The organism is Vulcanisaeta sp. JCM 16159, assembly GCF_001316265.1.
Classification (GTDB): Archaea; Thermoproteota; Thermoprotei; order Thermoproteales; family Thermocladiaceae; genus Vulcanisaeta.
Genome location: NZ_BBDN01000008.1, coordinates 96673 through 109766 on the forward strand (window position 1 = coordinate 96673; position 13094 = coordinate 109766).

20 protein-coding genes and 1 tRNA gene are annotated in these 13094 nt (G+C 43.6%); 15 read left to right on the forward strand and 6 right to left on the reverse strand.

The features are described from left to right. Positions 1-47: 47 nt before the first annotated feature. The 10 genes from JCM16159_RS08930 (at position 48) to JCM16159_RS08965 (ending at position 5300) form a co-directional block, all read left to right on the forward strand. Positions 48-287, forward strand: a complete 240-nt coding sequence (locus JCM16159_RS08930) for a hypothetical protein (RefSeq protein ID WP_054857587.1) — start codon at positions 48-50, stop codon at positions 285-287. Continuing rightward, entirely contained in the window at positions 278-571 is a 294-nt protein-coding gene (locus tag JCM16159_RS08935; RefSeq protein WP_243666472.1) for a MoaD/ThiS family protein, read from the forward strand. Before JCM16159_RS08930 ends, JCM16159_RS08935 begins: the two co-directional genes overlap by 10 nt. A gap of 43 nt (positions 572-614) precedes the next feature. Continuing rightward, complete coding sequence (locus JCM16159_RS08940; protein ID WP_054857589.1) at positions 615-1430, forward strand: CoA transferase subunit A; 816 nt, start codon at positions 615-617, stop codon at positions 1428-1430. Further along, a complete protein-coding gene (locus JCM16159_RS08945) occupies positions 1423-2145 on the forward strand; it encodes a CoA-transferase (RefSeq protein ID WP_054857590.1) in 723 nt (240 codons plus the stop codon). Before JCM16159_RS08940 ends, JCM16159_RS08945 begins: the two co-directional genes overlap by 8 nt. A 206-nt stretch (positions 2146-2351) precedes the next feature. Further along, on the forward strand, positions 2352-2444 hold the full coding sequence (locus tag JCM16159_RS19200; protein WP_367834431.1) for an RNA 2'-phosphotransferase: 93 nt from the start codon (positions 2352-2354) through the stop codon (positions 2442-2444). A 50-nt stretch (positions 2445-2494) separates the two neighbouring features. Continuing rightward, a complete protein-coding gene (locus tag JCM16159_RS08950; protein WP_367834421.1) occupies positions 2495-2893 on the forward strand; it encodes an RNA 2'-phosphotransferase in 399 nt (132 codons plus the stop codon). A 32-nt stretch (positions 2894-2925) separates the two neighbouring features. Then, positions 2926-3018 (forward strand) — tRNA-Ala (locus tag JCM16159_RS08955). 335 nt (positions 3019-3353) lie between these two features. Continuing rightward, positions 3354-3644, forward strand: a complete 291-nt coding sequence (locus JCM16159_RS16570) for a hypothetical protein (protein ID WP_243666473.1) — start codon at positions 3354-3356, stop codon at positions 3642-3644. A 44-nt stretch (positions 3645-3688) separates the two neighbouring features. Continuing rightward, positions 3689-4483 (forward strand): MFS transporter, encoded by a 795-nt coding sequence (locus tag JCM16159_RS08960; protein WP_243666474.1) that lies wholly within the window; start codon positions 3689-3691, stop codon positions 4481-4483. 46 nt (positions 4484-4529) lie between these two features. Continuing rightward, positions 4530-5300 carry an ATP/GTP-binding protein gene (locus tag JCM16159_RS08965; RefSeq protein ID WP_054857591.1) on the forward strand — a complete coding sequence of 257 codons (771 nt, stop codon included), beginning with the start codon at positions 4530-4532 and terminating at the stop codon, positions 5298-5300. On the opposite strand, the gene JCM16159_RS08970 is transcribed toward JCM16159_RS08965, so the two are convergent. Beyond that, positions 5288-6295, reverse strand: coding sequence for a substrate-binding domain-containing protein (locus JCM16159_RS08970; protein ID WP_054857592.1), 1008 nt, complete (start codon positions 6293-6295; stop codon positions 5288-5290). The genes JCM16159_RS08965 and JCM16159_RS08970 overlap by 13 nt on opposite strands. 102 nt (positions 6296-6397) lie before the next feature. Between JCM16159_RS08970 and JCM16159_RS08975 the strand changes: the two genes are divergently transcribed. Further along, a complete protein-coding gene (locus JCM16159_RS08975) occupies positions 6398-6886 on the forward strand; it encodes an HAD family hydrolase (protein WP_054857593.1) in 489 nt (162 codons plus the stop codon). Next, positions 6859-7041 (forward strand): hypothetical protein, encoded by a 183-nt coding sequence (locus tag JCM16159_RS16575; protein ID WP_243666475.1) that lies wholly within the window; start codon positions 6859-6861, stop codon positions 7039-7041. The genes JCM16159_RS08975 and JCM16159_RS16575 overlap by 28 nt, the downstream gene beginning before the upstream one ends. On the opposite strand, the gene JCM16159_RS08980 is transcribed toward JCM16159_RS16575, so the two are convergent. From JCM16159_RS08980 to JCM16159_RS08990, 3 genes are read right to left on the reverse strand one after another with little or no spacing between them, the layout of a single operon-like run. Further along, on the reverse strand, positions 7016-7987 hold the full coding sequence (locus JCM16159_RS08980; RefSeq protein ID WP_054857594.1) for an Ig-like domain-containing protein: 972 nt from the start codon (positions 7985-7987) through the stop codon (positions 7016-7018). The genes JCM16159_RS16575 and JCM16159_RS08980 overlap by 26 nt on opposite strands. Next, complete coding sequence (locus tag JCM16159_RS08985; RefSeq protein WP_054857595.1) at positions 7978-8505, reverse strand: hypothetical protein; 528 nt, start codon at positions 8503-8505, stop codon at positions 7978-7980. Before JCM16159_RS08985 ends, JCM16159_RS08980 begins: the two co-directional genes overlap by 10 nt. Positions 8506-8519: 14 nt before the next feature. Next, positions 8520-8975 (reverse strand): hypothetical protein, encoded by a 456-nt coding sequence (locus JCM16159_RS08990; protein ID WP_243666476.1) that lies wholly within the window; start codon positions 8973-8975, stop codon positions 8520-8522. 111 nt (positions 8976-9086) lie between these two features. Between JCM16159_RS08990 and JCM16159_RS19205 the strand changes: the two genes are divergently transcribed. Further along, positions 9087-9212, forward strand: a complete 126-nt coding sequence (locus tag JCM16159_RS19205) for a hypothetical protein (RefSeq protein WP_367834422.1) — start codon at positions 9087-9089, stop codon at positions 9210-9212. Positions 9213-9217: 5 nt separating this feature from the next. Further along, positions 9218-10444 carry a MiaB/RimO family radical SAM methylthiotransferase gene (locus tag JCM16159_RS08995; protein WP_367834423.1) on the forward strand — a complete coding sequence of 409 codons (1227 nt, stop codon included), beginning with the start codon at positions 9218-9220 and terminating at the stop codon, positions 10442-10444. A gap of 7 nt (positions 10445-10451) precedes the next feature. On the opposite strand, the gene JCM16159_RS16580 is transcribed toward JCM16159_RS08995, so the two are convergent. Further along, positions 10452-11054, reverse strand: a complete 603-nt coding sequence (locus JCM16159_RS16580) for an ABC transporter permease (protein WP_243666477.1) — start codon at positions 11052-11054, stop codon at positions 10452-10454. Positions 11055-11056: 2 nt separating this feature from the next. Next, complete coding sequence (locus tag JCM16159_RS16585; protein ID WP_243666478.1) at positions 11057-11611, reverse strand: ABC transporter permease; 555 nt, start codon at positions 11609-11611, stop codon at positions 11057-11059. A gap of 301 nt (positions 11612-11912) precedes the next feature. Here JCM16159_RS16585 and JCM16159_RS09005 point away from each other — a divergent pair, with 301 nt between their 5' ends. Then, positions 11913-13085, forward strand: a complete 1173-nt coding sequence (locus tag JCM16159_RS09005; protein ID WP_054857597.1) for an NAD(P)/FAD-dependent oxidoreductase — start codon at positions 11913-11915, stop codon at positions 13083-13085. The last annotated feature ends 9 nt before the right edge of the window (positions 13086-13094 follow it).

Sequence of the window (13094 nt, forward strand, 5' to 3'; positions counted from 1 at the left end):
AAGTATTAACGTTATATTTATTAAGGACTATAATTCCTACGTGCTTAATGGAGTGTAATAATGATAAGGTGAGGAGTATTATTGATGGTTTATCTGATAAAGAACCTATTGAGGCTTATCAGACGTTGCTTGAGGAGAACTGCTTTGGTAGAAGCATAATTTACGAGGTTGGTGGTAAATACATTGTTTACATGAAGGATGAGGAGAACGCATGTGTTGAGGAGACGAATTCGATAGATCGCGCTAGGGAATTGGCAAGGGCATTTGTTGACTCTGTTTGTATCTGATAATTATGAGGGTGAGGGTAATACTATCGGCTAATTTGCATGAGCTTGCCAACGCTATAAACATAACTGTGCAGGTACCGGATGGATCCACGGTTAAGGATTTAATAATAAGGCTTGGTGAATTAAATCCGGAAATACCAAAAATACTGCTTAGGGGTAATGAGCTTAATGAGAATTACGTAGTGATTGTGAATGGTAGGGACATACATTGGCTGAGGGGCTTGCTTACCGGCCTTAATGATGGTGACGAGGTATTAATTGCACCTAAGGCATTCATATCATAAAACTTAATACCTCCGCTTAAGCAGATTAGTACTGTGATTGCGAATGGCTAGGAACAAGTTAATGAGCATTAACGAAGCCTTAGATTTGATAAATGATGGTGATGAAATAGCGATTGGAGGCATGTCCTTTCACCGTAACCCCATGTCGATGGCTATAGCCATAGTCAAGTCAAACAAGAGGGACTTGGCATTAGTGGATAGGGAGCCTGGGCTCGCCTTTGATCTGCTAACGATTTCAGGTAGGGTTAAGAGGATTAGGGCTGCGATGGTCACCTTCGAGCACTTCGGCATTGCGCCAGGCTTTAGGAGAATGGTGGAGGGCGGCGAGGTGGAGTTCGTAGAGGATGTTTGTGAGGGTGTAATGGCGGGACTCCGTGCAGGGGCTTACGGACTTCCCTTCATGCCATCAGCAATAGCGTTGGACAGTGATTTAGTCCCGTTGAACGTCAAGAGGGGCATTTGGAAGGTGACTAAGGATCCATTTAATGATCAGGAGTTAGTCGTGGTCAAGGCGATAAGGCCTGACGTGGCTCTGGTGCATGTCCACAAGGCTGATGAGAGAGGTGATGTTGAGATTTATGGCCCTAAATACGAGGATTTACTTAAGATCCAAGCCGCCAGGAAGGCTATAGTTACGGCTGAGGAGATAGTCAGTGAGGATTACTTTAGGGATCACCCAGAGCGATTAACAATACCTGGCTTTATGGTGACCGCGGTTGTGCATTCGCCAAGGGGTGCATGGCCAACGTCGATGTACGGCTACTATAAGGCTGATTACGAAATTATCAAGAAGTACTTCGACAGCGTTAAGGCTGGGCTTAGTATTGAGAAGGTGCTTGAGGTGTTTACCCATGGCTGACATGGATAACGTCATTAAGTGCATGGCGAGGCAGTTAAGGGATGGTGACATTGCCTATACGGGCTTGGCCTCAGTCCCGGCGGTATTGGCAGTAGCATTGGCTAGGCATTGGGGTGTAAATACTTGGTTTATAAATGTGGCCGAGATTTATGAACCCGAGGATTTCATAATAACGCCATCGTCGGGGGACCCATACTCGCTAATTAATGGTAGGGGCTTTGTAATAAGCCTAGACGCATTTGATCTCGCCAGGCGAGGGCAGCTAGACGTAATGTTCTTCTCGGCGGCCCAGGTTGATCGCCGTGGTAACATGAACTTATCCGTAATCGGTAATTATGAAAAGCCCAGGGTTCGACTACCAGGCGGTGCAGCCGCGGCTTACCTTTATAGGAGGGCCCGTAGGATAGTGATGTGGCTTAGGGAACACTCGAGGAGGACGCTTGTTGAGAGGGTTGACTTCATCACGGCTCCTGGCCCCACGAAGCAGGGCCCGCACTTAACAATATGCACGCCAAAGGCAATGCTTGAATTTGATCATGTTTCAGGAGAATTGGTGCTGACTGGTTTGTTTTCTGGCGTTAATATTGATGAAGTAATAAATAACATGGCCTTTAAGCCAAGAGTTAGGGAACCATTAAGTATGCTTGAACCTGTGACGGATGAGGAATTGCAATTCCTGGGTAGGCTTGATCCAAGCGGTGTTAGGTATTTATGACTGATAATGCTACTTATTCATGATTTGCCTCTGATGACAGGACAAGGGAATATAAAGATTTGAAGCATTATTTTATGGCTTAGTGATGTATGAGGGCAATCTACAGGTGCACTATATGCGGTGCATACACTGAAAATTCCATCCATTGCGGTTCACCAGCTAAGTTAGTCATAGATGGTTATTTAAGGAGCAAACTAAGTCACCTAATGACTTACCTGCTTCGGCACAACCCTAAGGTGATTAACTTATTAATGGATAACGAAGGCTGGGTAGGTATTGACGAATTAGTAACTCAATAAGGACCAAGTGGGGTTTCAAGTCCTACTTATGGTTAACGAGGGAGCATGTAATGGCCGTGGCATTGCTAGACCCAAAGGGTAGATTTGAGGTTAGGGATGGGATGATTAGGGCTAGGTATGGGCATGATAAGTCACTCAATGTCAATATAAAGTATGAGATTGATAATGAAGTGAAGACCCTATATCACGGAACCACGAGGAGCGCCTTAACGCAGATAATGCGTGAGGGGATAAAGCCTATGAATAGGAAGTACGTGCACTTGGTACTGGACCCGAGGGATGCATACGAGGTGGCCATTAGGCATGGTGACGATGTGGTAATACTGAGGATAAACGCAGACTGCCTAAGAAAGGATGGTTACCAGGTATTGATTGCGACAGATAGGATAAGGCTCGTGGACTACGTACCACCGCATTGCATAGAATCGGCAATAGACCCACGAGACTAAAAGCTTAAATTTGCTGATTTACGTTTCTTCCTGGGCCGGTAGTCTAGCCTGGAAGGATGCCGCTTGGCGCGCGGGAGACGCATAGGCGCCCGAAATCCCGGGTTCAAATCCCGGCCGGTCCACCACAATCAATCCTCAATCATTACGGAGTTGGCTTTTGCTTATTGCCTTATACTCGATGTCTCTGTGGCTGTTGGGTATTGACCCTATACTCACTTTATGCTTCGGTGAGTTTTGTCGTAACATTCGTAATAGTACTTTTTGTGTTGGTACTATTCATGGGTGATTTAGCATACCTAATGATTAAAGGTCCTTAGTGGGTAAGTCTTATTTTTATTGTATTTATGGAGTATCTGCGGTGATGAGTACTGGACCAGGATGACCTAGTGATTGATAGAACCCGGGCTGAATCTGGATATGGTTTTTAAGCAATTTAATTCATTCAATGATTAGTTAATATATGGATCATAAGAAATTGAAAAATTACATACTCATTCAGAACCTCGCTAATGGACTTGCATCCCCCTTCATGAGTTTCCTAGCCACCGTAATAGGCGTGCCCAACGTTGGTATCAGTATTGTTTCATCAGCATCATCGTTCTTCAGTGGCGTAGTCCAATTGCCATTGAGGAGGGTTAGGCAGGTTGAGCAGTTGCTGAAGTTTTCAACGCTGTTGCTTGCCGTTTTATGGTTCATAATGGCATTCATAGCCTATGGGAATCCCACAATGTACTTAATAACTTACGTCTGATAGCCGGTATTGGTGGTGCGAATTCGTTCGCGTGGGCATTAATAATGGAGAGACTGAGTAGAGGTAGTAGGGGTTGGGTATTGGCTAACTTTGCGTTTTATGGTTCCATAGGCAGTTTATTGGCTACATTAATTACGGGCGTCATAGTCGGTAGTAATTATGTGGTAATGCACTATGTATTCATGACCACGGCATCGCTTATTTTCATCAACGCAATTAATGCGTGGAGCATTGAATCGGCAGATCCCAGCGATCAGGTAATTACCGAGCCGTTATCAATGCTTAGGAGTAATAGGAAATTAACAAGGTTCCTCCTCATCAATACTCTATTTGCCATTGTATGGAGCTTTGCATGGCCTCTCTTCCCATTAGCTCAGGTTTATCTGCTTAATATGAATGTTGAGCAGTTGGCTATTGTTAATGTGATTAGTGGTGTGTCAACCCTAGTCCTGCAGAGATTTGTGGGTAGGTGGTTTGATAGGAATAGGAAGTTGGTAATGTTTCTGGGGAGGTTCTTGCTTGTGACGTTTCCATTATCGTATGCCTTAGCCAATAATGTTTATGTGATTTACCTAGCAAACACGGTGGCGGGATTCACAAACTCCGTCTCTAATGTTGCCTATATATCCTTCGTATATGATAATTCCGAAGATAGAAGAACGGCGGTTAGCCTGTACAACCTATTCTATGGTGTTGGTACGTTAATTGGGTCATTAATAAGCGGTGCATTAGTGACCGTGGTTGCCAACTACGTGGGTTTAAAGGATAGCGTTAGGTACATGCTGCTTGGCGATGCCGCGGCTAGGGCTTTAACGGCTACGTTATACATGAGTGTTTAATGCGGTTCGGAAGTTTTTTTATTGAGGTTTTTACTTACGTAGTTGGATGTTCACAGTATTTATAGTGGGTACTGCTGGATCAGGAAAAACAACGCTTGTTAATACATTTGCTGAGTGGCTTGAGAATAATCAGTATGATGTGGCCATTGTTAATTTAGACCCGGCCGTGGAGTATGTCCCCTACATACCGGATATAGACATTAGGGACGTGGTTTCGGCCAGGGAGTTAATGAGGAAGTATAAGCTTGGCCCCAATGGGTCGATAATAGCCGCAATAGACATGCTGGCTGTTAGGGCTCAGGAGATTAAGAGCCAAATAATGGATATTGGCGCGAACTACGTCCTCATAGACACGCCGGGCCAGATGGAGCTATTCGCCTTTAGGAGTGTTGGCTCGGTATTAATCAATAGATTAAGCATGGATAGGTCAGCCGTAGTCTTCGTAATAGATGCAACACAGGCGCAGACCCCTAGTGGTTATGTGTCATCAATGCTTCTGGCATTATCAACACAGTTTAGGTTTAACATGCCCCAGGTAAACGTATTAAATAAGATTGACTTGCTCGATAGGTCTGTGGTTGATGAAATACTTGAGTGGGGTGAGGAGACTGACCTGCTCAGGGAGGCATTAATGTCCAGTCAGGCCAATAAGTTGGAGGCTGACTTGAGTGTTAGGTTGTCGGATATATTGACGGCTATTGGCACCATTCCTAAGCCAATACCAATAAGCGCAAAGACTGGTGAGGGTCTTGATGCCCTTTACAGAGTGTTGCATAATGTATACGTTGGCGGCAGCGATTATGATTACCTTGAGTAAACCTCACCGGTGTTCCTAAGCATTATATAACCGGGCCTAGGCCCGGCCCTGCTTATCCTGCGCATGAACTCCCTAACCGCCGGCTTATTGATACTCGCCTTAGAGACCACTATGTCGAATTCCTCGAGGGCTATGGGCTTAATAGCAAGCCCCATTGTAAGTGCCTGCCCGGCAATGGCTACGCCATAGTCGGCAAGTCCCCTGGCAACCTTCTCCGTAACCTCCACGTGCGTCTTAACAACATCATCGTAACCCCTCACAATCCTCCTCAACTCATCCACGCTATACCCAATATGCCTAGCTATTCCATTTAGTAGGAGTTCCGTTGCCAGTCTCGTGCCTGAACCTGGATTCCTATTAACCATCCTTAGCCCTAGTATGTCCGTTAAATCGCTAATGCTTAGGTACGGTCTATGCACAATGCCTAGTAATCTCATGTAGCCCCTTATTAAGACGGCATTATCCCAGGCACCCAATGAGTTCATGTAGGGTATGTTGTACTCACCGCTTGTTGGATCGATTAGGTGAATACCGGCTATGTCGGCCAAGCCATTAATGACCATGTTTAACCCACCCATTGAGCCAACCCAATAGGCATCAATGCAGTAACCCTCATTCCTCATTTCATTAATTATGTCCCTAACTATGCAATCATCGCTCCCGGCGTAGACTGTGTCGCACACGGTGCCGTCGGGGCTCCACACGTACCTACTCACTATTGACCTATACGTACTCAGCAATTCCCTGCCTTCCGTAGTTAATGACATGCCTCCTTTATAGCCCCTCCTTGAATTAACGATCTTAATGTCCAACCCACTTTCCAACTTATTAATCAATTCCCAAGCCCTTGAATATGGCAATCCAAGGTCCTTAACCACGGATAGTAAAGAACCCTTTCTCTCAAGGATCTCAAGAAGTCTCGCCGTTAGATCATCCATTAGTACCTTCCCATCTTGTTCAAGGATTATTTCGATTCTAAACCTTGGCTTGTTCACTGTATAGTTAAGTTGCGATTTTCTTAATAAGTGTTTTACTCTTCATCAAATGTAGTAAAATGGTTTATTAATGAGTTAAGAAGAAAACATATTCCCTACACTATGGTTATCAAAGCCGTAATTCTGGATCTCGACATGACCTTGGTAAATACGTTACCTAAATTCCTAGGTATATTAAGGGAGTGCGCGGCGAGGTATGGCAAGAACGTGAGTGGCGATATTAATTACCTGCTCAATGTTTATTATAGAGATCCATCATTAAGTGAGATACTTGGTGATTTATCGAGGAATTTCTGGTTCTGGCATGAATGCTGGACATTGTACATAGAGAGGGGAGAATATGGTGAGGTGTTCCCAGGCGTTCTAGGTTCGCTGGAGACTCTGCGTAATATGAATAAGAGATTAATCATAGCCACCGGTAGGGAATTGGAGTGCCCGCGCATGATGCATGAGTTAAGGTATTACGGTTTCACGGAATTCATAGAGGGGTGCGTGTCACTGGGTGATTTAGGCCCCGGTCATGATAAGCTTGACTTAGTTAAGAGGCGCTCGGTATCCTCAAATTGCCACCCGGCGATGCTGCCTATGTGACTGACCATCCAAGGGATATCCTGCTGGTTAATGGGCTAGGTACAGTAAATATAGGAGTGTCCACATGGGCTAGGGATTTTCCGACAAAGTTCGTGATTAGAAGCGTGGCTGAGCTACCGGGTCTCATTGCTACGCTCGATGGAGTTTACGATTAATTATTATGCCCATTGATACTCCAAGGGCCATTGATATTAAGTAGGCAAGTAATGTGTACCAAGGTATCCCCAGAAGGCCTGGTATTACCGTTACGTAATACGGACCGTAGATACTCTGCATGACGTAATTATTGCCAGGGTATTGTACAAACACTTCATAAAGGCCAGGTTTAGAGAATTGTATTGAACTTTTCATATAGTATCCATTAATTGGCACTTCATAGGTATTTACAGTTTTGTTTCCACTTCTAATTACTATTGTTAAGTTTCCACCAACATAGTTAATTGGTATGTTCGTCGTGATATTTATACTAAATGTTTCATAGCCACCTGCTGCAATTAAGTTACTACTTCCATTAACGTAAAGAGTTAATGGTGCCTTCATCACATTTAGTGCATAAGTTGCGCGGCATCCCTGGTAATTAATGTTTCCAGGCCAGGATACTGTTATTGAATAATTACCAGGTAGTTTCGGTATGAAGGTATATGTACCAAATCCAGTTGCATTTATGTACATTGTTCCAATTATTGATGAGGTATTACTTATTACTAATACGTTTAATTGAGCGTTTATGATTACCGGCTTCATTTGACTTAAAATGAATATTTCGTGCAATACCTCTGGTGTTCCGTTAATTATTATTGATAATGAACAGGGAGCTTTATTAACAATTATTGTTAGGTTTGTGGAGCTTGGTAGGTAATTGGGCGAGTTTATGTAGTAAATAGTTATTAAATATGTTCCTGCCTGCGGCGGAATCCAAGTCACCTGTGCCGTGCCGTTTACTGGGGTATAACTACCTATTGTCCCCATGGTTGTTGTCCCATTGATTAGGTAACTTATGGTTAGTGTTCCACCTGAAATTGATGGTGATAACTTTACGTAAATACTAACTGCACTACCGTATGTCACATTGGTACTATTCACATTGGCTATTATATACACGGTGCCTGGCTGCACAATGAAGGTATAATTAATGACGGCTCCTGAAAATACGTGGTGTTAGTAAACGCTACTGTTAATACATGGGAGCCAGGACTATAATTAGCTTGTAGTAAGTACTGCGCGATCCCATAGTTATTGGTCATTAATGATGTTATGTAATTATTATCAACGTAGATACTTAATTTCTGGTTCTGCAGCCCCACGGGCGTTGTTGCATTTATTGTTATGGGCATGTAATTGCCATAATTAACAGTGCTCTGCATGACTAGATTTAGGTAAACTGGTGTTGATACTACCGTGAAAGTCTCTGTCTCTGTCTCGTTCCAGGTATAGCCTCCAGCATCGGTATATGTGATTTTGAATGTTATTGTTGATGTACCCAGCGAGTACGGGCCTGGGGTTATGGTTATGCCTACGCTTGCTGAGGGCTTTACGGTAATTACGCCATTACCAACTGCAGCGTTTATTCCGGTCACGGTTATTAATGCTGAGCTTATTGGTATGGGTGTGCTATTCATTATCTCAAACGTAACTACTTGAGCATGCCACTATAGAGTTTCGTTGTTGTTGTATTTATGATTATTCCAGGTACCACTGAGGACACCGTGAAGTAATATTTAATGGTATAACTTACCGTGGATATTATTAGATTTGCGTTATAGTTATTCTCGGGTAACGCCGGTACTGTTATATTAAATGAGTTATTCCCTGGCTGTAATTCCCATAGGCCCTGGATTGAGTAACTTCCAATGCTTAGGGTGTAGGATGCATTGATTGGTATTGATGATTCGTCATTTATGCTAATCACTAAGGTGCTATTTACATTAACGCCTGTGTATACATGAGTATAATTACCCACGGGCTCTGTGTAGGATCCATAGTACCAAGTGATTCCTGTCACAGTGAATGGGGTCTGCGGATCTACCCCAATCATCGTAAGTATTGCATGTACTATTAATGCCGTTATCATCATATTCCTAGTACTCAATGAATTACCCATTTAAAAACACTGCCTGTTTTTAACGAAAAAGGTGCCAGAGTTGTGATTATGCGCGCCTGGGTTTTTAAGGGCGTTAATGTTGCCCGTTACTAATGAGGTATGGGCGGTAGGTTTGCCGTGATAACATTTGGTTGTTGGCTGAATAAGGCGGATAGTGACATAGTGATTACTAGGCTTAGGTCATTGGCTGGGAGTACACGGAGGATGTGGGGTCTGCTGACGTAGTAATCGTGAATACATGCGCCGTTAGAGAAGAGGCCGAGAGGAATGAGCTTAAGCTTCTGAGGAAGTTGAGCAAGGAGTATCAGGATAAGAGGTTAATCGTTATTGGGTGCTTAACCAGGGTTAGACCAGCATCCATAAAGGACGCGGCTCCTAATGCCGTGCTTGTCACATCACATGGGGCTGAGCTTATAGATGAGGCTATGAATGGTAATGCGGATATTTATATCTATGATGATAGACCGGCAAAGTACCTGCCCAATTACTACCCCGAGCTTCATGGGCATAGGTATGTAGTACCGATACAGGTTGGTTGCCTAGGTAATTGTAGTTTCTGCGTTACGAAGATTGGTAGGATGGGTTTTGGTAGGGTGAAGAGTTACGACATAGACGATATAATCAATGCCATTGCCAATGCCGTTAGTAAGGGCGCACGGGAGATTTACCTGACGGGGCAGGAGATTAGCGCTTATGGGCGTGACAGAGGTTATGACCTTGTGGACTTACTTGAGAATATTCTGAGAAAGGTTGGTGGTAGATTCATGATTAGGCTAGGGATGATGGAGCCCCTTGAGTTAAGCCGAATAATTGATAGGCTCCTTGATGTTGTGAAGTCCGATTGGCGTGTTTATAGGTTCTTCCACGTCCCAGTGCAGAGTGGTAGTGATAGGGTACTAATGCTAATGAGGAGGAAGTACACAGTCGACCTATTTAGGGACATCATCATGAGGATTAGGAGGGTCTTTCCTGACGCGACCATTGCCACGGACATTATTGTGGGCTTCCCTGGGGAGACTGATGAGGACTTCTGGGCGAGTGTGAAGCTAATTGAGGAGTTGGGTATTGATAAGGTTAACCTGGCTAGGTATAGCCGTAGGCCATTTACCGAGGCTGCGTATATGGAGCAGGTGCCTGAGCAGGTTAAGAAGGAGAGGAGTAAAATCGCCACTGATGCGTTTAACAAGGTCGCCCTAGAGAGGAATAGGATGTTCATTGGCAGGGAGATGTGGGGTATCGTGAGTGAGGTCGACTTTAAGGGTGAGAATTACGTTGTTCGTTCATACAATTACAAACCGATTGCAGTGAGGAAGGCCGACATTGGCGCATTCGTGAGGGTGAGGGTCACGGACGCAACACCGCAGAGACTCTTTGGTCAATTACTTGAATCAGAGAGCCTAGGTGCCAGGTATAGGGTTGATTTCAGGATTACTGAGGGCCTTGATCTAATTTCCTAAGCTTAATTTACTCAATCCTTAGTACCTCCATAGGTCTGATCTTCGTTATTGATACTAACGACGGTATTGATGCAATTACCGATGTGGCTATGGCTATTATTAGTGAGTATATGTATAGCGTTGGTAGTAATATCACGGGTATTATTATTGGCAGGTTCAGCCTAATCATTATGTACCTGGCCAGGTAGGCACCTGCTATGCCGAGTACTATGCCTATTACCGAGCCTATTATGCTCATTATGAGTATTTCAAGGAGGAATATTAGTATTACCTGGTTATTAGATGCGCCTAACGCCTTTAGAATTCCAATCTCCCTAGTCCTCTCCCTAACATTCATGATGGCGGTATTCGCGACACTAAGCCCAGTGACTATTAGGCTTAGCGCTATTATTATCACGAAGAATAGGTTGACCATGGACAACGCATTAGAGATTGAACCAAGGACAGACTTCTGTTCATAAACATCTGCATTAGGGAAGTACTCACTCAATGCCGTAGCCAATTGATTAAGGTATTCCGGATTCTCCTGCGACAACTTTATGAATATTGCATTAACAAAGCACTCATCATCTAGGTCATTTTGTAACGTGCCTATTGGCGTCACAATCATGTTCAGCTGAAAACCAAGGAAACCACCAAGTATGCTACTGAATGTTCCAGTGACCTTGAGGGTATTATTTCAGAGCCTCCTTGAATACCCGTTAGTACCTGGACATAGATCGTATCGCCAATACTTATGTTATCCTTTTGGGCCAGGGTATCTTGTATTATTGCCTCGCCATCGCCCATGGGTAATGAACCACTATCCATATGTACCTCGAAGTATGAGAAGTACTGGCTGGGTATCCCAATTAAGGTGACGGACTGATCATTAACCTGTGCCGTACTTATTATAATCGCGGGGACTACGTAAGACACGTGAGGAAGCTTTGCAATGACCTGAGCCACGGCCTCGGGTATTGAAACACTTTGTGAATAAACCATTAGGTCCGTGGGTAGTATGTTCTCAACCTCACTGGTTATTGCAACCTTGAAGCCGTAGGTCATGGTCTCAAGCGTTATCATCAACGCCACACTATAAATTATCGCGAGCATTGTTAGTACAGCCCTCGTCTTTCTACCACCAAGGTTCCTAATCGACATTGTGAATAAGGTCCTTAAGCTCATGAGCCGGTTTAATACAATTACATGGCCCTTAAAAACGCTTCTAACAAGGATAATCAGCCTTCACCTCCCTCCTCATTTTAAGTATCAGATTGTTGATCCATCATCACATAACTAATTATTAGTATGATGTTGATTATTAATAATCTTTATTATTCCGTTACTACGTATCGTGGTACTAAATATTAATTTATTTAAATATATTAGTTTATAAAAGTTTATAAATTAATTACTTTTTATTCTTTCGCATGCATATAGCGTAATTAATAATAATGCTTAAATAGTGGCATTCATGTAGGGCCACGTGCCTAAAAAGATACTTATCCTAGGTGGCGGTGTTGGTGGTGTCGTTGTTGCTAAGAGATTAGCAGAGAGGTTGAGGGGTAGGGTTGATGTAGAGATAATGTTAATAGATGATAAGGATTATTATCTATTGCCACCGTTACTCGTTAATATAGCGCTAGGCGATATAGAGCCTAAGCAAGCACAATTACCGTTCTCATTGCTTGAAAAGAGGGGTGTTAAGTTCGTTAAGGCTAAGGTGACTAAGATAGACCCTGATAATAGAGTCGTAGAGACTGACCAGGGGAAGTTCAATTACGATTACCTACTGGCAAGCCTAGGGGTTGAGAATGACTTCGTTTCATACAATTTAGGCGTTGGTTACCATAACTATACACTTGATGGTGCATTAAAACTTAAGGAGGCACTAAGATCCTTCACTGGTGGCAGGGTTGTCCTAGTGGCGCCTGAGCCAATATATAGGTGCGGTGTTTATCCCTTTGAATTTGCCTGTCAATTAGATACGTTGTTTAGGAAGAGGGGTATTAGAGATAGAACAAGTATAACACTACTCTATCCATTCAATAAGCCTCTAGAGCCTTTAGGCCCTGAAGCCGTTAAAATATCCGAAGAGATCGCTGCTAAGAAGGGTGTGGAATGCGTAGGTGGTGTTAAACCGCCAATCACCATTGATGATAAGGAGAAGGTCGTTGTATTGTCTAACGGTGAGAAGTATAAATATGACCTACTGATTGTGACACCACCAGCAAGGTTACCAAAGCCTTTCGAGGGCACTCCATTGGTTGCTGAGACTCCAACTGGAAAATGGACGGCAATAAATGTCTATACAGGTAGGAGCCTAAAGTATGATGATGTGTATTTACCCGGTGAACACTCAATGCCGTACGTAGGACTTCCAACGGCAGGCGTTCCCGTACACTTCACGGCATTAGCCAGCGCTAGCGCTATTGCAGGTGAGTTGCTTGGTCAACCCGTTGACCCGGCTCAAATAAACGCTATGACATGCGCCTTGGATTATGGTGATGTTGGTATGATGTTTAACTGCGATATAAAATTGGATTTAAGTAGCAATAAGGCTGCATGGACAGGTAGTTGTTACAGTATATTAACGTCACCATTGGGTAGATTGATTAAGGATCTATTTTATAAAACCTGGTTAGCAACAACCATGTGAGGTGGTGAC

Coding starts and splice junctions, on each gene's coding strand:
- JCM16159_RS08930 (WP_054857587.1), top strand. CDS start 48: ATGGAGTGTAATAATGATAAGGTGAGGAGTATTATTGATGGTTTATCT.
- JCM16159_RS08940 (WP_054857589.1), top strand. CDS start 615: ATGGCTAGGAACAAGTTAATGAGCATTAACGAAGCCTTAGATTTGATA.
- JCM16159_RS08945 (WP_054857590.1), top strand. CDS start 1,423: ATGGCTGACATGGATAACGTCATTAAGTGCATGGCGAGGCAGTTAAGG.
- JCM16159_RS19200 (WP_367834431.1), top strand. CDS start 2,352: ATGACTTACCTGCTTCGGCACAACCCTAAGGTGATTAACTTATTAATG.
- JCM16159_RS08950 (WP_367834421.1), top strand. CDS start 2,495: ATGGCCGTGGCATTGCTAGACCCAAAGGGTAGATTTGAGGTTAGGGAT.
- JCM16159_RS16570 (WP_243666473.1), top strand. CDS start 3,354: ATGGATCATAAGAAATTGAAAAATTACATACTCATTCAGAACCTCGCT.
- JCM16159_RS08960 (WP_243666474.1), top strand. CDS start 3,689: ATGGAGAGACTGAGTAGAGGTAGTAGGGGTTGGGTATTGGCTAACTTT.
- JCM16159_RS08965 (WP_054857591.1), top strand. CDS start 4,530: ATGTTCACAGTATTTATAGTGGGTACTGCTGGATCAGGAAAAACAACG.
- JCM16159_RS08975 (WP_054857593.1), top strand. CDS start 6,398: ATGGTTATCAAAGCCGTAATTCTGGATCTCGACATGACCTTGGTAAAT.
- JCM16159_RS08985 (WP_054857595.1), bottom strand. CDS start 8,505: ATGAATAGCACACCCATACCAATAAGCTCAGCATTAATAACCGTGACC.
- JCM16159_RS19205 (WP_367834422.1), top strand. CDS start 9,087: ATGGGCGGTAGGTTTGCCGTGATAACATTTGGTTGTTGGCTGAATAAG.
- JCM16159_RS16580 (WP_243666477.1), bottom strand. CDS start 11,054: ATGATTGTGACGCCAATAGGCACGTTACAAAATGACCTAGATGATGAG.
- JCM16159_RS16585 (WP_243666478.1), bottom strand. CDS start 11,611: ATGAGCTTAAGGACCTTATTCACAATGTCGATTAGGAACCTTGGTGGT.